The organism is Actinophytocola sp., from assembly GCF_035762905.1.
Taxonomy (GTDB): Bacteria; Actinomycetota; Actinomycetes; order Mycobacteriales; family Pseudonocardiaceae; genus DASYTH01.
Map to the genome: position 1 here is coordinate 46,595 of NZ_DASUCC010000157.1, position 23,477 is coordinate 70,071.

27 protein-coding genes are annotated in these 23,477 nt (G+C 69.9%); 14 read left to right on the top strand and 13 right to left on the bottom strand.

Annotated elements, in window-relative coordinates; all coding sequences use genetic code 11:
- Nucleotides 1-6: 6 nt before the first annotated feature.
- On the bottom strand, nucleotides 7-1,683 hold the full coding sequence (locus VFV67_RS35140; protein ID WP_326475032.1) for an ABC transporter ATP-binding protein: 1,677 nt from the start codon (nucleotides 1,681-1,683) through the stop codon (nucleotides 7-9).
- Between the two features lie 98 nt (nucleotides 1,684-1,781).
- On the opposite strand from VFV67_RS35140, the gene VFV67_RS35145 reads away from it, so the two are divergent.
- The 4 genes from VFV67_RS35145 to VFV67_RS35160 all read left to right on the top strand — a co-directional run bounded on the left by VFV67_RS35145 (nucleotide 1,782) and on the right by VFV67_RS35160 (nucleotide 5,340).
- Nucleotides 1,782-2,813, top strand: coding sequence for a FecCD family ABC transporter permease (locus VFV67_RS35145; protein ID WP_326475033.1), 1,032 nt, complete (start codon nucleotides 1,782-1,784; stop codon nucleotides 2,811-2,813).
- 82 nt (nucleotides 2,814-2,895) lie between these two features.
- Nucleotides 2,896-3,951 carry a FecCD family ABC transporter permease gene (locus tag VFV67_RS35150; protein WP_326475034.1) on the top strand — a complete coding sequence of 352 codons (1,056 nt, stop codon included), beginning with the start codon at nucleotides 2,896-2,898 and terminating at the stop codon, nucleotides 3,949-3,951.
- Nucleotides 3,951-4,784: an ABC transporter ATP-binding protein gene (locus tag VFV67_RS35155; RefSeq protein ID WP_326475035.1), complete on the top strand. Its 834-nt coding sequence runs from the start codon at nucleotides 3,951-3,953 to the stop codon at nucleotides 4,782-4,784. Before VFV67_RS35150 ends, VFV67_RS35155 begins: the two co-directional genes overlap by 1 nt.
- An 82-nt stretch (nucleotides 4,785-4,866) precedes the next feature.
- Nucleotides 4,867-5,340, top strand: a complete 474-nt coding sequence (locus VFV67_RS35160) for a general stress protein (protein WP_326475036.1) — start codon at nucleotides 4,867-4,869, stop codon at nucleotides 5,338-5,340.
- A gap of 4 nt (nucleotides 5,341-5,344) precedes the next feature.
- Here the strand turns inward: VFV67_RS35160 and VFV67_RS35165 are convergent, their stop codons facing one another.
- Genes VFV67_RS35165 through VFV67_RS35180 form a run of 4 tightly spaced genes read right to left on the bottom strand, consistent with a single transcriptional unit; the run spans nucleotide 5,345 to nucleotide 6,745 of the window.
- The gene (locus VFV67_RS35165; protein WP_326475037.1) at nucleotides 5,345-5,734 is read right to left on the bottom strand and encodes an HPF/RaiA family ribosome-associated protein; all 390 of its coding nucleotides are present in this window, start codon (nucleotides 5,732-5,734) and stop codon (nucleotides 5,345-5,347) included.
- Complete coding sequence (locus VFV67_RS35170) at nucleotides 5,731-6,300, bottom strand: DUF5994 family protein (RefSeq protein ID WP_326475038.1); 570 nt, start codon at nucleotides 6,298-6,300, stop codon at nucleotides 5,731-5,733. The genes VFV67_RS35165 and VFV67_RS35170 overlap by 4 nt, the downstream gene beginning before the upstream one ends.
- The gene (locus VFV67_RS35175) at nucleotides 6,297-6,455 is read right to left on the bottom strand and encodes a DUF6307 family protein (protein WP_326475039.1); all 159 of its coding nucleotides are present in this window, start codon (nucleotides 6,453-6,455) and stop codon (nucleotides 6,297-6,299) included. The genes VFV67_RS35170 and VFV67_RS35175 overlap by 4 nt, the downstream gene beginning before the upstream one ends.
- A 14-nt stretch (nucleotides 6,456-6,469) precedes the next feature.
- Nucleotides 6,470-6,745, bottom strand: coding sequence for an RGCVC family protein (locus tag VFV67_RS35180; RefSeq protein WP_326475040.1), 276 nt, complete (start codon nucleotides 6,743-6,745; stop codon nucleotides 6,470-6,472).
- 238 nt (nucleotides 6,746-6,983) lie between these two features.
- On the opposite strand from VFV67_RS35180, the gene VFV67_RS35185 reads away from it, so the two are divergent.
- Nucleotides 6,984-8,387 (top strand): hypothetical protein, encoded by a 1,404-nt coding sequence (locus VFV67_RS35185; protein WP_326475041.1) that lies wholly within the window; start codon nucleotides 6,984-6,986, stop codon nucleotides 8,385-8,387.
- A gap of 141 nt (nucleotides 8,388-8,528) precedes the next feature.
- Here the strand turns inward: VFV67_RS35185 and VFV67_RS35190 are convergent, their stop codons facing one another.
- Nucleotides 8,529-9,515, bottom strand: a complete 987-nt coding sequence (locus tag VFV67_RS35190) for an alpha/beta hydrolase (RefSeq protein WP_326475042.1) — start codon at nucleotides 9,513-9,515, stop codon at nucleotides 8,529-8,531.
- Nucleotides 9,516-10,043: 528 nt separating this feature from the next.
- Between VFV67_RS35190 and VFV67_RS35195 the strand changes: the two genes are divergently transcribed.
- Genes VFV67_RS35195 through VFV67_RS35205 form a run of 3 tightly spaced genes read left to right on the top strand, consistent with a single transcriptional unit; the run spans nucleotide 10,044 to nucleotide 12,524 of the window.
- On the top strand, nucleotides 10,044-11,216 hold the full coding sequence (locus VFV67_RS35195; RefSeq protein ID WP_414636403.1) for a carboxylate-amine ligase: 1,173 nt from the start codon (nucleotides 10,044-10,046) through the stop codon (nucleotides 11,214-11,216).
- Nucleotides 11,213-12,340: an iron-containing redox enzyme family protein gene (locus tag VFV67_RS35200; protein WP_326475044.1), complete on the top strand. Its 1,128-nt coding sequence runs from the start codon at nucleotides 11,213-11,215 to the stop codon at nucleotides 12,338-12,340. Before VFV67_RS35195 ends, VFV67_RS35200 begins: the two co-directional genes overlap by 4 nt.
- A gap of 10 nt (nucleotides 12,341-12,350) precedes the next feature.
- Nucleotides 12,351-12,524, top strand: a complete 174-nt coding sequence (locus VFV67_RS35205; protein ID WP_326475045.1) for a CsbD family protein — start codon at nucleotides 12,351-12,353, stop codon at nucleotides 12,522-12,524.
- A 69-nt stretch (nucleotides 12,525-12,593) separates the two neighbouring features.
- On the opposite strand, the gene VFV67_RS35210 is transcribed toward VFV67_RS35205, so the two are convergent.
- Nucleotides 12,594-14,846 carry a catalase gene (locus VFV67_RS35210; RefSeq protein ID WP_326475046.1) on the bottom strand — a complete coding sequence of 751 codons (2,253 nt, stop codon included), beginning with the start codon at nucleotides 14,844-14,846 and terminating at the stop codon, nucleotides 12,594-12,596.
- 278 nt (nucleotides 14,847-15,124) lie between these two features.
- Between VFV67_RS35210 and VFV67_RS35215 the strand changes: the two genes are divergently transcribed.
- The 5 genes from VFV67_RS35215 (at nucleotide 15,125) to VFV67_RS35235 (ending at nucleotide 18,111) form a co-directional block, all read left to right on the top strand.
- Nucleotides 15,125-15,922, top strand: a complete 798-nt coding sequence (locus VFV67_RS35215) for an SDR family oxidoreductase (RefSeq protein ID WP_326475057.1) — start codon at nucleotides 15,125-15,127, stop codon at nucleotides 15,920-15,922.
- Between the two features lie 71 nt (nucleotides 15,923-15,993).
- A complete protein-coding gene (locus VFV67_RS35220; RefSeq protein WP_326475047.1) occupies nucleotides 15,994-16,656 on the top strand; it encodes a HemK2/MTQ2 family protein methyltransferase in 663 nt (220 codons plus the stop codon).
- Between the two features lie 34 nt (nucleotides 16,657-16,690).
- Nucleotides 16,691-16,849 (top strand): CDGSH iron-sulfur domain-containing protein, encoded by a 159-nt coding sequence (locus VFV67_RS35225; RefSeq protein WP_326475058.1) that lies wholly within the window; start codon nucleotides 16,691-16,693, stop codon nucleotides 16,847-16,849.
- A gap of 47 nt (nucleotides 16,850-16,896) precedes the next feature.
- Nucleotides 16,897-17,397 carry a hemerythrin domain-containing protein gene (locus VFV67_RS35230; protein ID WP_326475048.1) on the top strand — a complete coding sequence of 167 codons (501 nt, stop codon included), beginning with the start codon at nucleotides 16,897-16,899 and terminating at the stop codon, nucleotides 17,395-17,397.
- A 270-nt stretch (nucleotides 17,398-17,667) separates the two neighbouring features.
- Nucleotides 17,668-18,111 (top strand): STAS domain-containing protein, encoded by a 444-nt coding sequence (locus VFV67_RS35235; protein ID WP_326475049.1) that lies wholly within the window; start codon nucleotides 17,668-17,670, stop codon nucleotides 18,109-18,111.
- Nucleotides 18,112-18,166: 55 nt separating this feature from the next.
- Here VFV67_RS35235 and VFV67_RS35240 read toward each other — a convergent pair whose 3' ends face one another.
- A complete protein-coding gene (locus tag VFV67_RS35240) occupies nucleotides 18,167-19,078 on the bottom strand; it encodes an acyl-CoA desaturase (protein ID WP_326475059.1) in 912 nt (303 codons plus the stop codon).
- A 255-nt stretch (nucleotides 19,079-19,333) separates the two neighbouring features.
- On the opposite strand from VFV67_RS35240, the gene VFV67_RS35245 reads away from it, so the two are divergent.
- Nucleotides 19,334-19,738: an ATP-binding protein gene (locus tag VFV67_RS35245; protein WP_326475050.1), complete on the top strand. Its 405-nt coding sequence runs from the start codon at nucleotides 19,334-19,336 to the stop codon at nucleotides 19,736-19,738.
- A 145-nt stretch (nucleotides 19,739-19,883) separates the two neighbouring features.
- On the opposite strand, the gene VFV67_RS35250 is transcribed toward VFV67_RS35245, so the two are convergent.
- The 5 genes from VFV67_RS35250 to VFV67_RS35270 form a co-directional block, all read right to left on the bottom strand.
- On the bottom strand, nucleotides 19,884-20,552 hold the full coding sequence (locus VFV67_RS35250) for a DUF3618 domain-containing protein (RefSeq protein ID WP_326475051.1): 669 nt from the start codon (nucleotides 20,550-20,552) through the stop codon (nucleotides 19,884-19,886).
- Nucleotides 20,549-20,995 carry a phage holin family protein gene (locus tag VFV67_RS35255; protein WP_326475052.1) on the bottom strand — a complete coding sequence of 149 codons (447 nt, stop codon included), beginning with the start codon at nucleotides 20,993-20,995 and terminating at the stop codon, nucleotides 20,549-20,551. The genes VFV67_RS35250 and VFV67_RS35255 overlap by 4 nt, the downstream gene beginning before the upstream one ends.
- Nucleotides 20,992-21,654: a hypothetical protein gene (locus VFV67_RS35260; RefSeq protein ID WP_326475053.1), complete on the bottom strand. Its 663-nt coding sequence runs from the start codon at nucleotides 21,652-21,654 to the stop codon at nucleotides 20,992-20,994. Before VFV67_RS35260 ends, VFV67_RS35255 begins: the two co-directional genes overlap by 4 nt.
- A gap of 441 nt (nucleotides 21,655-22,095) precedes the next feature.
- Complete coding sequence (locus VFV67_RS35265; RefSeq protein ID WP_326475054.1) at nucleotides 22,096-23,325, bottom strand: PP2C family protein-serine/threonine phosphatase; 1,230 nt, start codon at nucleotides 23,323-23,325, stop codon at nucleotides 22,096-22,098.
- Complete coding sequence (locus tag VFV67_RS35270; RefSeq protein ID WP_326475060.1) at nucleotides 23,322-23,459, bottom strand: hypothetical protein; 138 nt, start codon at nucleotides 23,457-23,459, stop codon at nucleotides 23,322-23,324. Before VFV67_RS35270 ends, VFV67_RS35265 begins: the two co-directional genes overlap by 4 nt.
- Between the last annotated feature and the right edge of the window lie 18 nt (nucleotides 23,460-23,477).

Here is a 23,477-nt window from a genome sequence, read left to right on the forward strand (position 1 = left end):
CACGGCTCACGAGAGCACCCGCGTCCGGTAGGCGGGGTCGCGGTCGACCAGTTCGGCGTGGGTGCCCTCGGTGCGAACGCGGCCGTCGTCGAGCACCACGACGCGGTCGCTGACCGCGAGGAGGGCTGGGCTGGTGGTGACCATGATCGTGGTGCGGCCGGCGCGCAGCTCGCGGATGCCCGAGGCGATCTTGGCGTCGGTCACGGCGTCCACCGCGGTGGTCGGGTCGTGCAGCACCAGCACGGCCGGCTCGGCGGCCAGCGCTCTGGCCAGCGCGACCCGCTGGCGTTGGCCGCCGGACAGCGTCCGGCCGCCCTCGCCGACGGGGGTGTCCAGGCCGTTCGGCAGCGACTCGACCACCTGGTCCGCACCGCTGGCCGCCATGGCCGCGGCCGGCGATCCGCCGGGGGCGGCGGCCAGCACGTTGTCCAGCACGGAGCCTTCGAACAGGTCGGCGTCGTGCGCGGCGACCAGGATGGCGCGCCGGGCCTCGGCGGGCGCCACCTCGGTGAGCGCGACGCCGTCCAACTCGAGCGTGCCCGCCTCGGGGTCAGCGGCCCGGCCGATGCACCGCAGCAGGGCGGCGGCCTCGGCGGGCTCGGCGGCGACCCCGAGCAGTTCGCCGGGGTGGGCGTCCAGGCTGCAGTCCCGCAGCGCTTCGTAGACCAGCCCGTTTAGCCGCAACGCGCCCCGCGGCGGATCCGGCAGTGCGGTGTCGCCCTGCGCCAGCAGTGGTGGCGTGGCCAGGATCTCCGCGATCCGCGCCGCCGACGCGCGCGCCGCGGCGAGCTCGGAGCCGACCCAGGCGAACACGTCCAGTGGCCCGAGCAGGAACTGCGCCAGCCCGACCGCCGCGACCAGTTCACCGATGCTGATCCGCCCCCGGATCGCCAGGTAGCCGCCGAGCAGCGCGACCAGCGCCAGGAATACTCCGTTCATGATCAGCATGGCACCGCCGTACGCGGCCCGCGCCCAGGCCGCGCGGATGGTCGCGGCGAACGCGTCGCGGCTCGTGCTCCGGTAGCGGGCCACCGCGGCCGCCTCGGCGCCGATGCCTTTGACCACCCGCAGGCCCGCGACCAGGTCCGCGGCAACGCCGAAGGCATGTGCGGCGCGCTCCTGCTCGACGTCGCTTCGGCTCTCCAGCGGCCGGCCGAGCAGGTTCACCAGCCACAGCAGCGGAGGAGCGCCGAGCAGCACCAGCAGCCCGAGTGGCACCGACATCCACAGCAGCGCGAACCCGCCGACCAGCAGACCGCCGACCGCGGCGAGCCCGAGCGGCAGCGCGAACCCGAGCAGGCCGACCCGCTTGGCGTCGCTGGTCGCGATGCTCGCCAGCGTGCCGGGCAGCCGGCCGACCTCGGCGCCGCCACGGTGGTCGAGGATCCGCTCGGTGAGCCGGACCCGCAGGTCGTGGGCGGCCTGCTCGGACGCCCGCTCCCCCGCCCGGGCACCGAACCGGTAGGCGAACGACAGCGCGGCGATGACCCCGGTGAGCACCGCCAGCCAGGTCAGCAGCGCGCCGGCGCTGCCGGTGGCCACCGCCTCGTTGATGATCACACCGATCACCACCGGCACCATCGCCTCGCCGGCCTGGTGCACGGCGAACAGCACGGCGGCCGGCAGCAGGTAGCGGCGCTGACCCCAGGTCGCGGTGCGCAGGACGGCGCGTCCCGTCGGCATGGCTCGGCACCTCCGGACCGGCGACTTTATTAGGATTGCCTCAGCTTACTGTTAGCCTTGCCTAACCTACCTACCGGAGATCAAGAAGAGGTCGACGCGTGGCAACCGACACCCGACCGGCAGCGGTGCGGTCGCGGTCGGCCCTGGCCCGCGGCGTCGGCCTGCTCGTCGCGCTCGGCGTTCTGGCGGTCGTGGCGCTGGCCAGCGTCGCGGTCGGCACCAAGGGCATGTCGCTCGCCTCGGTGTGGGAGGCGCTATGGACCAACGACGGGTCCAGCAACGCGATCATCATTCATGACCTGCGGATCCCCAGGACGCTGCTCGGCATCCTGGTCGGTGCCGCGCTCGGGGCCGCGGGCGCGCTCATGCAGGCGCTGACCAGGAACCCGCTCGCCGACCCCGGCCTGCTCGGGGTGAGCCAGGGTGCGGCGGCCGCGGTGGTGATCGGTATCGCCTACGGCGGGATCACCTCGATGGGCGGCTACATCTGGCTCGCCTTCCTCGGCGCGGGCGTGGCCTCGGTCGTCGTCTACGCGCTCGGTTCGACCGGGGCGGCGGCGAGCCCCGAGCGCCTGGTGCTGGCCGGCGCCGCGATCAGCTTCTCGCTCAGCGCGATGATCTACGTCGTGCTCAACCTCGACCCGAGGGCGTTCGACGAGTTCCGGTTCTGGGAGGTCGGTTCGCTGGCCGGGCGCAAGGCCCCGGTCGTCGAGCAGGTGGCCTCGTTCATCCTGGCCGGCCTGGTGGTGACGGTGCTGCTGGCCCGCCCGCTCAACGCACTTGCGCTCGGCGAGGAGACCGGGCGGGCGCTCGGCGCGGGCGTCGGCCGCACCCGGGCCGCCGGGATTCTGGCCGTCACCGTGCTCTGCGGCGCCGCGACCGCGGGCGCCGGCCCGATCGCGTTCGTCGGCCTGACGGTGCCGCACGTGGCCAGGATGATCACCGGACCGGACCACCGCTGGGTGCTGCCGTACGCCATGGTGCTGGCCGCGATTCTGTTGCTCGGCGCGGACATCGTCGGCCGGGTCGTGGTGGCCCCTGCGGAGTTGCAGGCGGGGATCGTCACCGCGTTCCTCGGCGCTCCGTTCTTCATCGCGCTGTGCCGGCGTCGGCGGATCGCCGCGCCATGAGCGAGCGAGCCATTGAGCACGGTTCCGGCGCCGAGCTTGCGAGCCGTCGGATCGGACATCGCCGAGCTTGCGAGGCGATGTCATGACCAGCACCATCGAGCGACCCGGCCTGGTCATCCGCACGCCGCGCGGCGGGTTGTCGGTGCGGCTGCGGCCGCGCTCGGTGCTCGTGGCCGCGGTGCTGCTCCTGGCGATCCTGGCCGTCGGCGTCGCCGCGTTGACCATCGGCGACTTCCCGATGCCGGCCGCCGACGTGTTCCGCACGCTGTTCGGCGAAGGCCGGCCGGGCGACGACTTCATCGTCAACGAGCTTCGCCTGCCCCGGCTGTTGACCGGCCTGCTGGTCGGCGCGGCACTGGGGATCAGCGGGTCGCTCTTCCAGAGCCTGACCAGAAACCCGCTCGGCAGCCCGGACCTGGTCGGGCTCACGGTCGGCGCGGCGAGCGGTGCGCTGATCATGATCCTGGTCTTCGACGGCGACGCCTACCAGGTCGCGGCCGGCGCGATCATCGGCTGCCTGATCACCTCGGTGGTGATCTACCTGCTCGCCTACCGCAACGGCGTGCAGGGCTTCCGGTTGATCCTGATCGGCATCGGGATCAGCGCGATGCTCGAGGCGGTCAACTCCTACCTGATCATCCATTCGACCCTGCAGCAGGCGCGCACGGCGCAGGTGTGGCTGATCGGCTCGCTGAACGCGCGCGGCTGGGACGCCGTCGCGCCGGTCGCCGTCGCGCTGGCCGTGCTGGTGCCGCTGGTGCTCCGCTACGCGCGCCGGTTGCCGATGATGGAACTCGGCGACGACGCCGCAACGGCCGTCGGGGTTCCGGTCGAGCGCACCCGGCTGGTGCTGATCCTGATCAGCGTCGCGCTCTGCGCGGTGGCGACCGCCGCCGCCGGTCCGGTGGTGTTCGTCGCGCTGGCCGCGCCACAACTCGCCGCCCGCCTGGTCGGTGGCGGCCGGCCGAGCCCGATCGTCGCCGGGCTGATGGGGGCGCTGCTGCTGGCGGTGAGCGATCTCGCCGCGCAGCGGGTGTTCGCTCCGGTCCAGCTGCCGGTCGGGGTGGCGACCAGCGCGATCGGCGGGGTCTACCTCGCCTGGCTGATCGGACGCGAGTGGCGGAGAGGCAGAGGCTGATGGACGAGCCGTTGCGGGCCGAGAACGTGACGTTGAGCTACGACGCGCGGGTGGTGGCGCGCGAGCTGAACGTGCGCATCCCACCGGGCGAGTTCACGGTGGTCGTCGGCCCCAACGCGTGCGGCAAGTCCACCCTGCTCCGCGCGCTCGCCAGGATCCTGCGTCCCCGGGAGGGAGCCGTGTACCTCGACGGCGCGCTGATCTCCGCCTACTCCTCGAAGGAGGTGGCCAGGCGCCTTGGCCTGCTGCCGCAGAGCGCGATCGCGCCGAGCGGCATGACCGTCGCCGACCTGGTCTCCCGCGGCCGCTACCCGCACCAGCGGCTGCTGCGCCAGTGGTCGCACGACGACGAGGCCGCGGTCGCCGAGGCGATGGTGCTGACCGGGGTCGCGGACCTGTCCGGCCGGCTGGTCGACGAGCTCTCCGGCGGTCAACGCCAACGCGTGTGGCTGGCCCTCGTGCTCGCTCAGCAGACTCCGATCCTGCTGCTCGACGAGCCGACCACGTTCCTCGACATCGCCCACCAGGTGGAGGTGCTCGACCTCTGCGCCGACCTGCACGAGCAGCAGGGCCGCACGCTGGTCGCCGTGCTGCACGACCTCAACCACGCCTGCCGCTACGGCACCCACCTCATCGCCATGCGCGCGGGCGCGATCGTCGCCGAGGGCCATCCGGCCGACATCGTCACCCCGGAGCTGGTGAAGGACGTCTTCGGCCTGCCCTGCCGGGTCATCATCGACCCCGAGGCGGGAACCCCGCTCGTGATCCCCGCGGTCACCCGCTCGCGCACGCGGTCCGCTGCGGTCGTGAAGTCCGCTGAGAATCAGCTGTGAGTATTCGGAATCCGCCATCACCGTGAGCTGCTCGGGTGTTGGTACGAGTGTGACCAGACCACTCATACAGCACCCATCGACCATGAACCTGCCGACACTTCCGGAGGGCTGGCCGATCGGGTCGTACGACACCTACAAGGAGGCTCAGCGGGCCGTCGACCATCTCGCTGACGAGGAGTTCCCCGTTCAGGGTGTCACGATCGTCGGCGTCGAGCCCATGGTCGTCGAACGAGTGGCCGGCCGGCTCACCTGGAAGCGGGTGCTTGGCGCGGGAGCGGCCTCCGGAGCATGGCTCGGCCTGTTCGTCGGCTTGCTGTTGAGCCTGTTCACGGCCGGTGCCGGCCCGCTACCGATTCTGATCGGCCTGGTCGGCGGAGTGGGATTCGGCCTCGCCTCCGCCGGGTTCAGGTACGCCGCGACCAACGGGCAGCGCGACTTCTTCTCGCACAGCCAGCTCGTCGCCCGCCGGTATGACGTGCTGTGTCAGCCGCGCACCGCCGAACGTGGCCGGAATCTGCTTGCGGCACTGTCGATGAAGGCCCCGGCGACCGCCTGAACCCCTATGGCGTGGGCCGCCGAGCGTGACCGCCGCGATGTTCGGTGCGCGTCTTGGCGTCGTCGATCTGACGGATCAGGTCGTCGCGGACCTCGCCGACGGCTACCGACACGTCCCCGGCCGACGACGTGGACACCAGATGCAGCCGGGGATTCCGGCTGATCCAGCACTCCAGCGTGATCCGTTGACCGGCACCGTGACGTTCCTTGATGCTGATCTCCAACTCGACCTGGGTGTCCGGGAAGGACCGCAGTCTCGACCCCAGTGCCGCCAGACGGTGGACGACCCAGTCACGTTCGGACGATTGGAATCCGGTGGCGAGGTTGAGTCGCTGGGCGATCACGGTCGGGTCCTGCGCAGGGCCGTCGGGTGCGGCGCTTGGTGGGTTGGTCACGTGCGGCTCCGCTCGACCAGCTCTGGCTGCCTGGTCATTCTCCCTTGCCCCGGTTCCGATTCCACGACCTCGGGCCGGGCCAGGGTGCGTCTGTCGAGCCGGATACCGTTGCTCACCAGGATTTCCTCGACGCTGGCCACGGTGTCCGGTCCGGCCGCCGACCTCAGCACGGCCCGCGCGAGGCCGCCGGGCGTGTCCGGCGGCACCACCAGCAGCATCATCTGGCGCCGGTTCGACCCGGTCACCACGACCGTGTTCGCATCGAGCATGGGAAACCCGACCACCGTGACCGACCAGCCCTCCACGGTCAGCTCGCGCCTGGTCTTGTCCCAGTCGTCGACGTGATAGGACACCCGGCGGACCGGGCCCACCCATGAGCTCATCGCCAGCACGAGCCCGGGGAATTCCCTGGCTGGATCGTGGGATCGCGGCCACCAGGCTCCGTCCACATGGCCGCGGGTGGCCGTGTGCGGCTTCATCCGTAACCGCACCCCGCCGCGCACCGGCGCCGGTGCGCCGGCGCCGGTGTCCGGGTTCGAGGTCGGCCACGCCTCGTGCCCGGTCAACGCGACTTCTCGGGGATGTGGTCCAAGGCGTGCAGCACGTGCACCGCAAGGTCGAACGAGAGCTTGTCGTCGAGTGCGGAGTTGTCCTGCAGCGCTTTCTGGACCATCTTGACCCTCAGGTCGTACAGGGAGACGTAGGTGCCGTTGTGCGTCATCGTGTCCTCATTCCTTATTCCTTGTGGATTTCCGTGGCGTCGGGGTAGGCCGTGCAGACGCAACCCCGGTTGAACTTCCCGGCGACCGTCGCGGTGCAGTAACGGGTCGCGATCCGATCGTGGAACGTCCAGGGATGGGGACATACCGCACACTCTGCGGCAACCTCACCGCTGGCGGCGTGGCCGGAGACGTCCGGGGTCACATCGGTTACCGGCATGGCGGTCGACCTCCTTTCTGTCCTTTGTGTACTCAAAGCGTGCTGGCCGGCGCGACGGCGGTGCGGGACCATGGCAGCTCGACGGCCGCTGTGGCTGGGTGCGGAGCGATCGGAGCGGTGCGCTGGTGTCGACGGACTGGCATGAGGCCGTTCCTGGATAGCCGGCGTGGCTGGCACCTCGAAACGGGAATGTCATCGTGTCCGGATACCTCACAGTCTACTCGCCATCCACGCGGTCAGCGCCCCGATGAAGTCATCAATCTCGACAGGTGACGGCAGCGGCCGGGTTTTCCTCCGAGGCGCAAGGCAGTTGGACGAACCGTGTAGAGTTCCGTATATCGAGCAGGCAGGGTCGCCCGGCCGTCTCAGGTCGGACCCGCCGGCAGCTTGCGTCTGGGCTGTTCGTCGACCGGTCTCACGAATCTCGCTCGTGAGCTCCGCCTGCCAGCGGGCGCCGGCTGTTTCCTTGTCATATCAACACGTTTCGACCGCACCGCACGGGAGATTCGCCATTACCCTTTCCCCTCCGCGCTCGCCTGCCGTCACCACCCCAAGTGCTCTCGCCGACGTCTACGGTCCCGGCGTCGCCATGTGCGCGCGGCCGGCGCTGGCGCCCACCGAGCCACCGGGCAGGCACCGCCACACCCGCGACGTGCTGTCCGCAAGGCCCATCGCGGTCGCCGCCGGTACACCGGTCATCTGCAGCGCGGGTGGCACCGACCCGACCCTGCTGGCGGTGCTGCGCAACGGCGGTTTGCCGGTCAGCACCGACCTGCGCGAGTTCCGCGACGAGGCGGAGTTCGCCGCGCGCGTGCGGGAGGCGATCGGTGACGGTCTGCTGATCTCGATGGAATACCCGCAGCCGACCACGCTGTGCCCGGACGACCACGCCGTCAAGAGTGCGCGGCTCGTGGGCCACCTGAACAACAAGGCCAGCATCAGCACCCTCGTCGATCCGCGCTTCCAAGCGCGCCGCAGGGTCGTACCGCGCAGGCAACTCGCCGAAGCGGCACCGGCGGACACGTCCTGGGTACTCAAGGCCGCGACCGACGAGTCACACGGCGGCAGCCTCGACGTGTATCTGCACCGAGCGGGCGACCACATCACGCTGCCGGCCTTCACCGATGTGCTCGGCGAGTTCGTGGTCGAGGAATACCTGCGGATCCGGCGCAACTGGGGCATCCAGCTCTCCATCGGAGTCGATGCCCGAGCGCGACTTCTCGCCATCACCGAACAACGCGTCGACGCCACCGGAATCTACGTCGGCGGAATCTTCGGGCTGGTCACCCCGCCGCCAACCGAGTTGCTCGCCGAGTGCGTCGCGATCGCCCAGCGCGCTGCCGACCTCGGTTACCGGGGCCTGTGCAGCCTTGACTGCGCCCAAAGCTGGGACGGCCAACTGGTCATGCTCGACCTGAACTTCCGGATCACCAGCGGAACCATCCCCTTGCTGGCACTGCAGTCGGTGCGACCCGACACCCTCGACCAGCCCGCCGAATCGACGAAACTGACCGTGCCCGCGCCGATCGCCGAACTGCTCGCCGAACTGCGGCCGGCACTGTCGGCCGAAGGCCTGCTCGCCATCGCCGGCCACGACACCGTCCGCACCGACAACCCCGTCCGGCAGAGCACTCTTCAACTGCTGGTGTTCGGCGACGACCCCGACGAGGTAGCCATCCGCCGCGGCGCACTGGAAGCCCAGTTCGGCCACTGACCGGACGGAAGCATCGCCGACGCCGCCGGTCGACGAGCGCGTCCGCCGAACCCCCCGTTGTCGGGGCGCTCGGCGAACGCCGGGCCGGGCCGGTATGTCCTCCGGCAACGCTCAATCGCGGAGCACGCCCGGTCGTGTTGGTTAGTTGGATGCCGTCGGCGGCAGGCCACGGCGCAGGGCGGTGGTGAGGAACTGGATCGCCTGTGCGGTGGCGTCCTTGGCGGCGTTGCTGTCGGCCATGGCGTCGACCATCACGAAGTCGTGGATGGCGCCTGGGTAACGCTGCGCGGTGACGGCCACGCCCGCGGTACGCAGCTTGTCGGCATAGGCCTCGCCTTCGTCGCGCAGGACGTCGGCCTCGGCGGTGATGACCAGCGCCGGGGGTAGTCCGGTGAGCTGTTCGTTGGTCGCGCGCAGCGGGGAGGCGGTGATCTCGGCGCGCTGGGACTCGGTGCTGTACTGCTCCCAGAACCAGATCATCGCGTCGCGGCGCAGGTGGAAGCCCTCGGCGAACTGGTGGTAGGAGCCGGTGTCGAACGACGCGTCGGTGACCGGGTAGAAGAGCACCTGCGCGGCGAAGGTCGGGCCGGAGCGCTGCTTGACGAGCAGGGTGAGCGCAGCGGCGATGTTGCCGCCGACCGAGTCGCCGGCCACGGCCAGGTGCGCCGCGTCCAGACCGTGCTCCGCGCCGCTGTCAACTATCCACTTGGCGACGGTGTAGCACTCCTCGATGGCCGAGGGGTAGCGGGCCTCCGGGGAGCGCCGGTAGTCGGGGAACACCACCGCGGCACCCACACCGACGGCCAACTCGCGGATCAGCCTGTCGTGGGTGGTGGTGTCGCCGAACACCCAGCCGGCACCGTGGACGAACAGCACGACCGGAAGCGGGCCACTGGTGCCGACCGGCTTGACGATGCGGACCGCGACGTCGCCGTTGGGTCCACCGGGGACGGTCAGGTCGGCGATCTCCGCCTCAGGCTTGCTGATCGTGCCCGACTGCACTTGGTGCAGGGCCGCGCGGCCCTGCTCGGCGCCGAGCTCGAACAGGTATGGCCGGGAGTTGTTGGCATCGGCGAAGGCCTGGGCGGCGGGCTCGAGAACGACGGTTCTGCTGAATTGCGATGACACGGTGGTTCCTTTCGTTGCGGCCGTTCGAAGGCCGGGTGGCGATGGTTCTCGGTGAACCGATCGCGGTGCCGGATCACGGCGGCGTCGAGCGCCCTTCGGCGACCATGGGGGTATCTCGGCCGGCAAGGGGTGACGGCTGCGCCGTGGGGATCGGCGGTGGTGACGGGGTTTGCGAGGAGTCGCAGCAGCGATGAGACGCGGCGGGTGAACGGCGGTTTCTCACCGATCCGAGCGAAGGCGCCGGCTGGTGATCACGACCCCAGCCACGTCCAACCTGGCGGTGAGGGGCTAGCTGCGCCGGTAGACCAGACCGCCGTCGGCGGTAATGGGGTGAACGTACGGGCTCGGCACCATGCCGGTGCTCCTGTCCGTGGCCGCCCTGCGGCCGGTGGATTCGCCGAGAACGGCGCCGACTTGATTGCCAGCACACGAAATACTCTCGGTACGACCGACACTACACCCCGGGTCTTCCACCCGTGTCACCGGTCGGTGCGTCCTCATGCGACGGTCTGCTGCCTGCCACGGGGTGTGGGCGCGGGCGGACGGGGTATCTCCTCCGCCATGGTGGTGGAGGAGATCGGGGCCGGCCGGACCGTGGGCGTGGAGGAGGAGTTTCTGCTCGTCGATCCGGTTTCCGGTCAACCGGTCGATGGGGCGGACGAGGTGTTGGTGCGGGCGGCGGGTCTGCCAGGACCGGCGCCGGACGCGGCGGTGCATGCCGAGTTGCTTGGCACCCAGGTCGAGGCGGCGACCGGTGTCTGCGTGGACCTGGCCGAGCTGGAGCGGCAGGTGGAGCAGGGGCGTCGTCGCCTGGCCGCGGCGGCTGAGGCGGGCGGGTTGTGGCTGGTCGCCAGCGGCACCCCGGTGCTGGCCGGCGCACCGGTGCCACCCAGTCCCGGCGAGCGGTTCGGGTGGATCGCCACCAGGTATGCCGGGGTGGTCGCCGACTACCACTCGTGCGGGTGTCACGTGCACGTCGGCGTGCCGGATCGGGACACCGCCGTCGGGGTGCTCAACCACCTCGCGCCGTGGCTGCCCACGTTGCTGGCGCTGTCGGCGAACTCGCCGTTCGACCGCGGAGCCGACACCGGATACGCGAGTTGGCGGATGGTGACCCAGTCGCGGTTTCCCGGGTCGGGTCTGGCGCCGTGGTTCGGCTCCGCGGCCGCCTACGACGACCAGGTCGATGCGCTGGTGGACTGCGGGGTGCTGGCCGACCGGCACCAGTCGTTCTGGCTGGCCCGGCTCTCGCCGCGGCTGCCGACGGTGGAGCTGCGGGTGGCCGACACCGCCGCCACCGTGGCCGGCGCGGTGTTGCAGGCCGCACTGTCCCGGGCCCTGGTGCGCACCGCGCTCGCCGAGCTCGCCGCCGGCCGGGAGGCGGCCCCAGTCGACGGGCAGCTGGCCGCGGCGGCGGTGTGGTCGGCGGCCCGGTACGGCCTGCGCGGCCCGGCCGTACACCTGCCGACCGGGCGTCCGGTCGCGGCCGCCCGGCTGCTGGCCGAGCTTGTCGACCTGGTGTCCCCCGCGCTTGCCGAGGCCGGCGATCTCGCCGTGGTCCGCGCGGAACTCGCGGTCGTGTCCGCCGAGGGCACCGGCGCCGACCACCAACGCCGCGCCGCGGCCGGCGGACCGCTGGCCGTAGTGCGCCTGCTCGCCGAACGCACCCTACGGAACCCGGCTCCGATCGGAGAATCATGACCGCACAACTTGCCCTGCACACCGTGCCCGGCCTGCCGCGCCCCCGGGGCGAACTGTCCGCCGCGGTCATCGCGGCGCTGCGCCGCGAGCCACCGCCCGGCCCGCTGCCGGTCGAGGCGGCCGGCCGCGCCGATCCCTACGGTGAGGACCTGACGCTGGCGTTGCAGGTCTGCTACGAGCTGCACTACCGCGGCTTCCGATCGGTCCACCCGGACTGGGAATGGCAGCCGGATCTGTTGCGGCTGCGAGCCGCGCTCGAGCACACCTTCCTGGCCGCCCTACGCTCCGATGTGGACAGTGGGGACGACGTGGCGGCCGCGTTGGATCCGCTGCTGGTCGAGCCGATCCCGGGCGACGGGGTGTCACACCGGTTGCGGGACAACGGCACGGCGAACCAGATGCGGGAATACTTCGTGCATCGCTCGATCTACCACCTCAAGGAGGCCGACCCGCACGCCTGGGTGATCCCGCGGTTGTCCGGACAGGCCAAGGCATCCCTGGTCGCCGTCGAGTTCGACGAGTTCGGCGCCGGCCGGGCCGAACGGGTGCACGCCCAACTCTTCGCCGACCTGCTACAGGCCGCCGGCCTGCACCCCGGCTACCTGCACTACCTCGACATCGTGCCGGCCCCGGCCATCGCCGCGGTGAACCTGATGTCGCTGTTCGGCCTGCATCGCGGGCTGCGCGGGGCACTGGTCGGGCATTTCACCGCCGCCGAGATCACCACCGCGCCCAGCGCCGCACGGATGGCCCAGGCACTGCACCGGCTGGGCGCGGCGCAGCCGTGCGTGCGGTTCTACACCGAACACATCGAAGCCGACGCCGTGCACGAGCAGGTGATGCGCCGCGACGTGCTCGGCGACCTGCTCGACCGGGAGCCCGAACTGGCCGCCGACGTCGTATTCGGCGTGCGAGCCACCGACCTGCTCGAGCAGCGACTGGCCGATCACCTGCTCTCCGCCTGGGACGCCGGCGAAACCTCGCTCCGTCAGCCGCTGTCCCGGCATGGCGACCAATTGTTCCTCCGACCGAGGGACACCCGTTCGACGGACGTCCGTGAACGCGAGGACACCACCCATGGCCTGGGGTTTGCCGTGGACGGCACCGGGCACTCCTCCCGCTAGGAGGATCGATATGAGCACAGAGGACAAGTTCGACGCCAAGGCCGACGAGGTCAAGGGCAAGATCAAGCAGACCACCGGCCGGGTCACCGGCGACGAGGAGTTGGAGTCCGAGGGCACGGTGGAGAAGATGAAGGGCAATCTCAAGCAGGCCGTCGAGAAGGTCAAGGACGTCTTCAAGGACTGAGCACGTGAGCCGAAGGGGCCGGGCGATTCCTCGCCCGGCCCCTTCGCCGTACCACCGGCGCCCACCGGGTCAGGACACGGTTGTGGGGAAGCGTTCCCAGACGCGGTGGGTGCCGAGGAGTTCGATGACGTGGTTGAGCACCTCGGTGGGATCGTCGCCGACGATGACACCGGGATCGCCGGTGGTGGCGCCGGCGGCCTCGAGTGCCGCCTTGGCGCTGCCCCATCCGCCGATCGCCTTCGCGTGGCGGAAGCATTCTTCGACCATCGTGACCACCCGGGGGTCGACAGGGGACGGCTTGCCGGTGCCGTTTCTGCTGGCAGGCGCGTCCCGGGCGGGTGGTGGGCTGGCCGCGAGGAGCAGTGCGTCGAACTCGACCGATCGGGCGGTGAGGAAGGTCCGCTGGGCGTGCAGGCCGTCGTCGAGGCTTCCGCCGTGCGCGGCGATGATCAGCGGCACCATGCCGGCGGCGGTGATGGCCCCGGTGAGCCCGCGCAAGCCGTTGAGGTGGTCGGAATCGACGACGATTCCGATGGTGCGCCCGTCCGGGGGCCAGGTCCGGCCGAGTTGGGACAGCGCGGGGCTGGCCGTGACCTGGTGGGCGGGTTGGTTCGGTTCGGGTGCGGGCAGTCCGAGTCCCGCGGCGACCTGCGCGCACAGCTCACCGTCCACATTGGCCAGGACCTGCAGCTCGCGTTCCTTGATGGCTTGTTCGTAGCATTTGCCGAGTTCGAAGGTGAACGCGCGCACGACGTGCTCCCGCTCCACCGGCGTGAGGCTGCGCCAGAACAGCCGCGGCTGGCTGAGATGATCCGCGAAGCTCGCCGGGGACCGCCGGAGCTTGGTCGACCTGGCCACGGCCTGCGGCACCTCGATGTAGGCGGTGCCCTCGCCTGCCATGAACGGGCACCCGCCGTCGAGGGTGTTGGGCTTGTAGGGCGCGACGCCCGCGTGCACCGCGTCCTGGTGGAAGCCGTCGCGGAACATGTCGTTGACCGGAGCGTGCGGGCGGTTGATCGGGATCTGGGCGAAGTTCGGGCCGCCGAGCCGGGTCAGCTGGGTGTCCAGGTAGGAGAACAGTCGCGCGGCCAGCAGTGGGTCGTCGGTGATGTCGATGCCCGGCACCAGGTGTCCGGGGTGGAAGGCCACCTGCTCGGTCTCGGCGAAGAAGTTCGTGGGGTTGCGGTTGAGCGTCATCATCCCGATCGGTTGCACGGGCGCGAGTTCCTCCGGCACGATCTTGGTCGGGTCGAGCAGGTCGATGCCTTCGAAGGTCTGCTTCGGGGTGTCCGGGAACACCTGGATGCCCAGCTCCCACTGGGGAAACGCGCCGGACTCGATCGCGTCGGCGAGGTCGCGGCGGTGGAAGTCCGGGTCGACGCCGTTGATCAGTTGCGCCTCCTCCCACACCAGGGAGTGCACGCCGGCCCGCGGCTTCCAGTGGAACTTGACCAGCGCGGTCTCCCCCTCGGCGTTGACCAACCGGAAGGTGTGAATGCCGAAGCCCTCCATCATCCGGTAGGAACGCGGGATCGCCCGGTCGGACATCTGCCACATCACGTGGTGGGTGGCCTCGGTGTGCAGGGACACGAAATCCCAGAACGTGTCGTGCGCGCTCTGCGCCTGCGGAATCTCCCGGTCCGGATGCGGTTTGGCCGCGTGGATGATGTCCGGAAACTTGATCCCGTCCTGGATGAAGAACACCGGAATGTTGTTGCCCACCAGGTCGAAGGTGCCCTGGCCGGTGTAGAACTTCGTGGCGAAACCCCGCGTGTCCCGGACCGCGTCGGCCGACCCACGCGACCCCACCACCGTGGAGAACCGGACGAACACCGGTGTCTGCGTGCCCTTGCCGAACAGCTCCGCCTTGCAGACCTTCGCCGCCGTGCCGTAGCCGACGAAGACACCATGGGCGGCGGCGCCGCGTGCGTGGACCACCCGCTCCGGGATCCGCTCATGGTCGAAATGCGTGATCTTCTCGCGCAGGTGGTGATCCTGCAGCAGCGTCGGACCCCGCTCACCCGCCTTGAGGGAATGATCGGTGTCGTAGAGCCGTGCTCCCTGCCCCGTGGTCAGGTACTCGCCCCGCTGTCCGACCGCATCCGCCGGGGCCTCGGTTTCCGCCCCGGTCGGTGTCCTGGCCGCCGGACTCGCCTGGTCTGCTTTGCGCGGCAACGGTTCGCGCGGCTCATCGGGTGGGCTCACCGGCGGCGGTTCGCTCGCCGGCGCCCCGGGAATCGCCGGCGGAAGCAGCGCGGTGACCTTTGCCACGGCCTTGTCCAACGCATCCATGACGATCTTCGCCGGCTTGTACGGATCCACGTGAACACTCCACTCGTCGGTATGGTCCTCAGATTCCGGGGACGTACCCTCGGCACCGCGGCTTCACGCATGGCATCACACGAACAGCGGCACGGTGTTTGGACGTGCGCCGGGTGGTCTATCCCCTGCTACGGCCCTTGTCGGGCCGGCAGTACGAGGATGAGGAGAACCCCGGATTGACGAAGGACCAGTACGCCCAGCAGGACCCGAGATCCCAGTACCCGACACCGGATCAGCAGCATGGCCAGGTACAGGACCACCCGGGTACCGGTGCGCAGATGCAACCGCGGCCGGACCACGGGGAGCGGTCCTACCGCGGCGCCGAGCGGTTGGTCGGCCGCACGGCCGTGCTCACCGGTGGTGACTCCGGCATCGGCCGGGCGGTGGCGGTGGCCTTCGCCCGGGAAGGCGCCGACCTCGTGCTGTCCTATCTGGACGAGGAAGAGGCCGACGCGAAGGAGACCATGGAGTTGGTCCGCCAGGCCGGCCGGCAGGCGCTGGCGGTCCCGGGAGACATCCGCGACGAGGAGCAGTGCCGGCGGGTGGTCGAGCGGGCGGTGCGGGAGTTCGGCCGGATCGACGTGCTGGTGAACAACGCCGCCTACCAGATGTCCCAGAAGGGCGGGATTCTCGACATCTCCACCGAGCAGTTCGACCGGGTGCTCAAGACCAACCTCTACGCCATGTTCTGGCTGTGCAAGGCGGCCGTCCCGCACATGCGACCCGGCGCATCCATCATCAACACCGCGTCGATCCAGGCATCCCAACCCTCGCCGGAGCTCATCGACTACGCCCTGACCAAGGGCGGAATCGTCACGTTCACCAAGGCGCTGTCGGCCGACCTGGTCGGCAAGGGCATCCGGGTCAACTCGGTGGCACCCGGCCCGGTGTGGACACCGCTGATCCCGGCCACCATGCCCGCGGAGAAGGTCGACTCGTTCGGCGAGCAGACCCCCCTCGGTCGCGCCGCCCAACCCGCAGAGCTCGCCCCCGCCTATGTGTTCTTCGCCTCGCAGGAATCCAGCTATGTCACCGGCGAGGTCCTCGCGGTCACCGGCGGGCAACCACTGACCTGACCACCCGGGCGTGTCCGAACGAGACGGTCCGGCAGGGTTTTTCGCTGCGGTTGAGGAGGTACACCCCGTGCATGTTGTTGAGACCACCGGGGGTGTACCGACCGCAGGCGGACACCTGGCTGCTCGCCAAGGCGATCGAACAGGCCGCGCTGCCAAGCGAAGCCCGGGTGCTGGACATCGGTGCGGGTACCGGGGCGCTGTCGGTGGCCGCCGCCCGGGCCGGTGCCGCCGAGGTGACGGCGGTGGACGTGTCCCGGCGGGCGGTCCTGGCGACGTGGTTCAACACGGCGGTGCGCGGCCTGCCGGTGCGGGTGCGCCGGGGCGACGCGCTGGACGTGGCGGCCGGCCGCCGGTTCGACGTGATCCTGGCCAACCCGCCCTACGTGCCGTGCGAGCGGCCGGACGTACCGGACGCCGGGCCGCGGCGGGCCTGGGACGCCGGGCTGGACGGCCGGGCGATGGTGAACCGGGTCACCGCGCTGGCCCCGCTGCTGCTGGCCCCGCGCGGCCTGATCCTGATCGTCCACTCGCAACTGTGCGGGGTGGACCGGACGCTGCACCAGCTGCGCGGCGGCGGGTTGAAGGCGTCGGTGGTGGCCCGAGCGATCGAGCCGTTCGGTCCGGTGATGCGCGGCCGGGTGGACTTCCTGGAGCGCGCCGGCCTGATCGAGCCCGGCCAGCGGCACGAGCAACTGGTGGTGATCCGCGGTGACCGCACCGAACCCCCGGCCTGAGCCACCCCGGACGGTACGGGTGCCGGACGGCCCGATGCTGATCGAGGGGCCGGTCGACCTGGTGCTCGCCGACGGCACTCCGGTGCGCTCCGACCGGTTCATGGTCGCGGTGTGCACCTGCCGGCGCAGCAAACGCTACCCGCTGTGCGACACCAGCCACCGCCCCCGGGTTCGCACCAGGGACAGCGGTTGACCCACTCCATGCCTGAGCCTTGAACATCAACAAGAAGGATGTGTCCCATGTCGACAGACGCCATCGTGCTTCTGAAGGAGGACCACCAGGAGATCCGCGGCATGTTCCGCGAGTTCGAGCAAGCCGGTGAGAATGCCACGGTGACGAAGGGCAAGATCGTCGATCGTATCCTCGAGGCCCTCACGGTGCACACCTACATCGAAAACGAGGGGCTGTACCCGGAGGTCCGCAAGCTGGTTCCCGATCTGGAGGACGACGTTCTGGAGTCCTATGAGGAACACCACGTGGCCGACGTGCTGTGCGCCGAGCTCGCGGCGATGAGCCCGGACGACGAGCGGTTCGACGCCAAGACCACGGTCCTGATCGAAAGCGTCACCCACCACATCTCGGAGGAGGAAGGGGACTGGTTCCCCAAGGTCCGCGCCGCCCTCGGCCGCAACCAACTGCGGGACATCGGCGCCCGCATGATCGAACTGCGGGCCAAGGCGCCCCGCAAGCCCGCCCAGCCCAGTGCGCTGAAGAAGGCCGCCGACACCGTGCTCGGGTGAGTTTCGACCTGACCACCGAGAATCGCGCCGGAGCCACCCCCACCAGGGTGGCTCCGCCGCGGCCCCTCCGGTCTCCCCTGGTCGCACCGCCGCCACGGCGCGCAGGACCATCCGCTGCACCTGCGCACCCCTGTCGCGGCACATTGACCTGTACACTCGCGTGAGGCTTCGCCTGGCACGCGATCCCGCGACGACATCGCGGGGTCCGTACAGCCCCAGACCCCGGTAGCTCGAGCCGCAGAATGCCGCGACCCCTGACCGGAGGCAGCCATGCCGTCCTTGGAGACCGATCTGCAAACCGAGCCCCACCCGCCGCCGACACCACCCGGCCAGACAGTCCAAACCGTCGCTGCAGACGGCCCGGATCTGACCATCGCGGTCCACCGGCACGACGATCAGCACATCGTGGTGGTGGACGTGACCGGAGATCTGGACGCCCTCACCGCACCCCGCCTGCTCGACACCCTTGGTGCCCTGCTGCGGGAACGATCAGCGGTACTGGTCGTCGACCTGACCGCGGTCGCCTTCATGGGCTCCGCCGGAATCTCCGTGCTCGTCGCAACCCATCAGCACGCCGGCCCGCACACCCACCTTCGCGTCGTCGCCGCCACCCGGGTGATCCTGCGGCCGCTCCAGGTCACCGGCGTGGACACGGTCCTGAATGTCTACCCGTCCCGCGTCGCGGCCATCGCCTGGAGGGCCAACCGGGCGTAGCGGAGAGGCAGTAGCTGGGAGGACCGGGCGCATCGGCCCGGCCCTCGTGAGTTGGTCAGTGGCCGGGCTCCGGGGCGGCCTTGAGTTTGCGTGCGAGGCGTTCGGGTCGCGGCCAGCGGACCTGGGTGGCCCAGCCGAGTTTCTCGAAGGCCCAGATGACGCGGGCGGAGACGTCGATCTGTCCTCGTTGGACCCCATGACGTGCACAGGTGGGGTCGGCGTGATGGGAGTTGTGCCATGACTCGCCCATGGAGGCGATGGCCAGTGGCCAGAAGTTGGCCGACTTGTCCCGAGACTCGAACGGACGTTCGCCGATCATGTGACAGATCGAGTTGACCGACCAGGTCACGTGATGCAGCACCGCGACCCGTACCAGGCTGGCCCAGAAGAAGGCGGTCAGCGCGCCCCAGAGCGACATGGTGATGAGTCCGCCGAGCACCGCGGGCGCAAGCAGGGTGAGCACCGTCAGCCACGGGAACAGTCGGTCGACCCGTTGAATATCGGCATCAGCCAACAGATCCGGCGCGAACCGTTGGGCGTTGGTGCGTTCCCGGTTGAACATCCAGCCCATGTGGGCGTGCCAGAACCCCTTGGCCAGTGCCGCTGCCGAGGTGCCGTAAAGCCACGGCGAGTGCGGATCACCCTCCCTGTCGGCATAGGCGTGATGACGACGGTGATCGGCCACCCAGCCGATCACCGGGCCCTGCATCGCCATACTGCCCACGACGGCCAGCGTGATCCGCAGACCTCGGTTGGCCTTGAACGCACCATGGGTGAAGTACCGGTGGAACCCGACGGTGACACCCAGGCAGGTCAGGGTGTAGAAGAACGCGGCCAGTCCGACGTCGACCCATCCCAGGCCCCACCCCCACGCCACCGGCACCGCCGCTGCCAACGCCAGCAACGGCACGACCGCGAACACCTTCACCAAGAACATTTGCAGGGGTGTCTTCTCCCCCGCCAACATCGGCTCCGCTCCACGACGCTCCGAAGCGGACCGATCCAGCATCGTTGTCAACTGCTACCTCCCGGTAACGACGTCAAAGGGTCTCGCCACCGGGGACTCGAGTGACCAGATAGGATTTCCACATTCGGACTTGCTCAAACGTACAGGAGCCGCAGCCGGTCCACGACGCCATCATCGAGCCACCCGACGACACGAGGGTGAACTGGGCGATGTTCGAGGGTGAACCCCGGTCTTTCTGGGCATCCCATCACTGTGATGAGCTGGTTCGACCCGAATCTTCTGGTGGTCACGGTGCCCGCGCACCGTGACCAGCTGCCGGGGATGCGCGATCGGATACAACGCTGGCTCTCCGACCGGGATATCCCGGCAACCATGCGTGCGGACATCGTCCTTGCCGCTCACGAGGCGCTCGCCAACTCCGTTGAGCACGCCTACCGCCGCCGGGACGAGGCAGGGGTGATGGACCTCGCCCTCATGCTGGACCCGGACACGGTGTCGTTCTCGGTCATCGACCACGGTTCGTGGAAACACTCGGTTCCCGCACAAGGCAGCACCCGTGGTCACGGCCTGCGGCTGATCAGGGCACTGGCCGGGCAGGTCGATCTCAACCGGACCTCCCACGGCACCGCCCTGACCGCACACTTCCCCCGACACGACTGAACAACGCGGCTGACCTCTGTGGACAGTCCGAACGGAACCGTTCGTCGGACGAACCGACACGCCCACACGCCCCGGCCTTCTGGCCGGGGCGTGCGAGCCCAACCACCGCATGACTACCTTTCCGGTGGTTAGGCAGCGGGGTGGATCAGACTGACCGGGGTGCGGAGTTGCCGTGCTCCTTGATGTTGTCCTTGGCGTCGTGGGCGTGGTTCTTGATGTCCTCGGCGGCTGAGCGGGTTTCGTCGGCCACGGTGGAACCGGCGTCCTGGGCGGTCGCTTTGATGGACTCGACGGCCTGCTCGGCGGGCTCGCGCAGGTTGTCCTTCAGTTGTTCGGCCATCTCGCCGACGGCGGGTTGAATGTGCTCCTGGGCCAGGTCCTTGGCGTGGTCGGCGAGTTCCTGCTCGCGCTTGCTCGGTGGCAACAGCGAGGCGGTCAGCCAGCCAAGGCCGAACACGATCAGTCCGGCCGCCAGCGGGTTGCCCTGGGTCTGCCGGCGCATGGCCTGGGGGGCCTCGGTGACCATCTGACCCGCTGTCGATGCCGCCGAGGAAACGTTGTCCCCCACGGTCGAGGCGACCGAGGAGACCTTGTCCCCCATGGTGGAGGCGGTCGAGCTCAGCCGGTCGGTGGACTCGGAGGTGCTGCCCATGATCGTGTCCTTCATGGCGCTGAGGGAGCGGCGGGCCCGGTGCACGCGGCGGTGCACGATGCGGCTGGGGGTCACTTTCTCGGTCAGGGCGTTGACATCGGCACTGAGCCCACGCTGCGTGTGCTCGATCTCCCTGCGGAGCTGGTCGGGATTGGTGGTCATGACATCTCCTGGTGCGGCTTGAGGGCGTGGGGTACCTGTTTGACGGTCTCGATGGTGCGTTCCGGTGTCGGGTTGAGGTTGCGCAGCGCACCGCGTCCAGCGGCATACAACCCTGCGCCGACCATCGCCCACAGCACCGCCACGATCAGCGCGGCCCAACCCTGGTCCATCACATTGGCCAGCGCCCACCACAACGCGAAAGACAGGAACAGCAGCACCATGTAGCCGGCGAAACCCGCTCCGCCAAGCATTCCGGTGGCCTTGCCCGCTTTCTTCGCCTCGACCTTGAGCTCCGCCTTGGCCAGCGCGATCTCCTGGCGCAGCAACGTCATCAGATCCTGCGTGACGTTGCCCAGCAGCTCACCGACCGACGAGTTCTCCACGTCGACAGGGTGCGCGCCGGGACCGGCCGGGATGCCCGGTCCGGTCATCGAATCGGTCATCGCCGCACCGGACCCGGTCCGTTCGTGACCGAGGCTCCGGCCGGCGAGGCGACCGGTCCGGGCCGCACCTGTCGCGCAGGCCCGGCACCCGTCGGCGCCTGCTCCACGGCACCCAGCGCGCGGTCGGTGTCGCCCGGTGCCGGCCGCTCGGTCCGCCAGCCCTGCTCAGCACCAGCGGGCCGGGAGGGCGTCGTCTCGCGCCGGTCGGGGCCGCTGTCCTTTGCCGATGCCGCGATGTTGCGGGTCAGCCGGCCAGCCAGCAGGCCGGCCACGGCCGCACCGGCCAGGAACACACCAGGCCGGCGCCGGGCGAAGGAGCGAACCTCGCCGATCAGGTCGCCCGGCTCCCGGGTCTTCAACCACGACGCCACCTGCTCGGTCCGCTCGGTCGCCTGCCGCACCAGGTCCGACGCCACCCCGGAATCGTCACTGCGGTCAGACATCCGCCGAAGCTGCTCGGCCATGCCGTGCAGGCCCTCAGCCAGCTTCTGCTGGGCGTCGCTGGCCTGGCCGCGCAACTGGTTCGCGCCTTCCTCGAGGAGGTTCTTGGCCTGCGTGCCGGTCTCGGATGCCACCTGCTTGGCCTGCTCACCGACCACCGCGCTGACCTCACCCGCACGTTCCGCGGCCGACTTCCCGACCTCGGCGGCCTCACTCATCGCCGATTCCGGAGCCGGCGCGGTGGGCGAACCCGCGCGCGGCAACGACTGATTCGATTGTGCCATTGTCAATGTCCTTCAATTCTGCAGTCAGAATTCTCGCGCCGAGACGATGAATACGCCGTTATCGAACACGAAATCGGGGCCGCGCCAGCCGGGCGCGCCGGTTTGTGCAAACACCGGCGCTCTGTTTGACCGGGGGCGGCATGCGGACCAGTACGGTCCTGCGTCGCGGGGCCGGGATACCGCCCGCGGGAGGGCCTAAACCTGTTCAGCCAACGTGGTCTTGACCCCGCGCGGCCACGGTCGGGCGACTCGGCACAGGCCGGTGCGTGACCTGGTCGGGACCACGCCGAGGCCGATCGTGCCAGCAGGGTGCGATCGGTCACAGGTGACCGAACTCGCCGCCGACTACGTGTCTTCGCCTTCCAGGAATCCGGCTCAGAAAGTGGGGAGCAGGCCGGCCGGTGCGGTAGGCGCCCACTCAAGCAGCAACAGGGTGGCGTCGTCCTGCAGGTGTCCCCGCTGGTGTTCCAGTACGGCATGGGCGATGCGGCGCAACGTTTCCGGTGCGGGCAAGCCACCGCCGTGGTGCCGTTCGGCAAGGTCGACCAACCGGTCCACCCCGAACTCCGCTCCGCGCGCGTCGCGCGCTTCGGTGATGCCATCGGTGTGCAGCAGGACCCGGTCACCCGGCTCGAGCTGTTCCGAACCGACCCGGGGCGGCACCGGGGACAGCTGGCCAAGACCGAGCGGCACCCGGATCGGACTGAGCAGGGTCTTGATCATCCTGCCGCGACGGATCAGCACCGGGGGTGGATGACCGGCGTTGAGGTAGCGCAGCACACCGGTGGTCAGGTCGAGCTCGGCGAGCAGAGCGGTGGCGAAGCGGCTACCGGCCTGCTCGGCGATGACCTGGTCGGCCTGTGCCGCGGCGGCGAGCAGATCCTGGCCGGCTCGGCGCGCGTTGCGGGTCGCGGCCAGGGCGAGCGTGGTGGTCAGGCCGGCGGCCAGGTCATGGCCCACCGCGTCGAACACGGCCAGATGGGCGCGGTCGGCGTCCACCGCGTAGTCGTAGCCGTCCCCACCCACCTGATCGTAGGGTTCCATCACCGCGGCCACCACCAGTTGCGCACAGGCGAAGGTCTGCGGCGGGAGCAGCTGCCAGAGCAGTTCGGCGGCGATCGACATGGGCAGGGTGCGACGTACCAGGTGGAATCGGTCGCTGTAGGGCAGCTTGCCGGCCACCAGGTGCCCGATCAGCCCGGCCAGCACCCAGCACCGCCGCCGGATCCAGTCGTCGTGGGGGTCGGCCCTCGGGGGCAGGACCATGCGCACCACTCCGAGGCGTTCGGTGCCATCGAGCAGCGGAACCCACAGCGTGTGCTCCGCGGCGTCCGCCGGGATGATCTCGACCAGGCGAAACGCGCGGCCGGCAACCGTGGCGTCGACACCAAGAACGGGACCCGCCTGCGGGCGCACCGGGTTGAGCTGGCGTTGGGCGAGATCGACCAGATACAGCTGCACCGACAGGTCCAGCCGCGCCACCGCGTGGTCGATGATGTCCACCAGATCATCCGCGCTGGCTACATGGGCGCCGGTGATGATCTCGGCCAGCGCCGCGTCCCATGGTTGGTCCTCGGCCGGTTCGGCGGCGGGGTGTGTGGTCACCGTGCTGGGCGGGGGGATGGGGTGAGGATTTGGTCGGGTTCGAGGGTGCCGGTGACGATGTGCTGGGCGGTGTCGCTGAGCCGGGCGTTGTGGCTGCGGGCGTAGTTGCGTAGGGCTTGGAAGGCTTGGTCCATGTCGAGGCTGCCGGCCTG

Bases quoted from the DNA above. Each gene is read 5' to 3' on its own strand.
- VFV67_RS35155 (WP_326475035.1), top strand. From the start codon at position 3,951: ATGGACGAGCCGTTGCGGGCCGAGAACGTGACGTTGAGCTACGACGCG.
- VFV67_RS35175 (WP_326475039.1), bottom strand. From the start codon at position 6,455: ATGACGCACAACGGCACCTACGTCTCCCTGTACGACCTGAGGGTCAAG.
- VFV67_RS35235 (WP_326475049.1), top strand. From the start codon at position 17,668: ATGCCGTCCTTGGAGACCGATCTGCAAACCGAGCCCCACCCGCCGCCG.
- VFV67_RS35225 (WP_326475058.1), top strand. From the start codon at position 16,691: ATGCTGATCGAGGGGCCGGTCGACCTGGTGCTCGCCGACGGCACTCCG.
- VFV67_RS35150 (WP_326475034.1), top strand. From the start codon at position 2,896: ATGACCAGCACCATCGAGCGACCCGGCCTGGTCATCCGCACGCCGCGC.
- VFV67_RS35205 (WP_326475045.1), top strand. From the start codon at position 12,351: ATGAGCACAGAGGACAAGTTCGACGCCAAGGCCGACGAGGTCAAGGGC.
- VFV67_RS35245 (WP_326475050.1), top strand. From the start codon at position 19,334: ATGAGCTGGTTCGACCCGAATCTTCTGGTGGTCACGGTGCCCGCGCAC.
- VFV67_RS35160 (WP_326475036.1), top strand. From the start codon at position 4,867: ATGAACCTGCCGACACTTCCGGAGGGCTGGCCGATCGGGTCGTACGAC.
- VFV67_RS35250 (WP_326475051.1), bottom strand. From the start codon at position 20,552: ATGACCACCAATCCCGACCAGCTCCGCAGGGAGATCGAGCACACGCAG.
- VFV67_RS35270 (WP_326475060.1), bottom strand. From the start codon at position 23,459: ATGGACCAAGCCTTCCAAGCCCTACGCAACTACGCCCGCAGCCACAAC.
- VFV67_RS35260 (WP_326475053.1), bottom strand. From the start codon at position 21,654: ATGAGTGAGGCCGCCGAGGTCGGGAAGTCGGCCGCGGAACGTGCGGGT.
- VFV67_RS35240 (WP_326475059.1), bottom strand. From the start codon at position 19,078: ATGTTGGCGGGGGAGAAGACACCCCTGCAAATGTTCTTGGTGAAGGTG.
- VFV67_RS35230 (WP_326475048.1), top strand. From the start codon at position 16,897: ATGTCGACAGACGCCATCGTGCTTCTGAAGGAGGACCACCAGGAGATC.
- VFV67_RS35140 (WP_326475032.1), bottom strand. From the start codon at position 1,683: ATGCCGACGGGACGCGCCGTCCTGCGCACCGCGACCTGGGGTCAGCGC.
- VFV67_RS35215 (WP_326475057.1), top strand. From the start codon at position 15,125: ATGCAACCGCGGCCGGACCACGGGGAGCGGTCCTACCGCGGCGCCGAG.
- VFV67_RS35255 (WP_326475052.1), bottom strand. From the start codon at position 20,995: ATGACCGATTCGATGACCGGACCGGGCATCCCGGCCGGTCCCGGCGCG.
- VFV67_RS35180 (WP_326475040.1), bottom strand. From the start codon at position 6,745: ATGGTCCCGCACCGCCGTCGCGCCGGCCAGCACGCTTTGAGTACACAA.
- VFV67_RS35220 (WP_326475047.1), top strand. From the start codon at position 15,994: ATGTTGTTGAGACCACCGGGGGTGTACCGACCGCAGGCGGACACCTGG.
- VFV67_RS35200 (WP_326475044.1), top strand. From the start codon at position 11,213: ATGACCGCACAACTTGCCCTGCACACCGTGCCCGGCCTGCCGCGCCCC.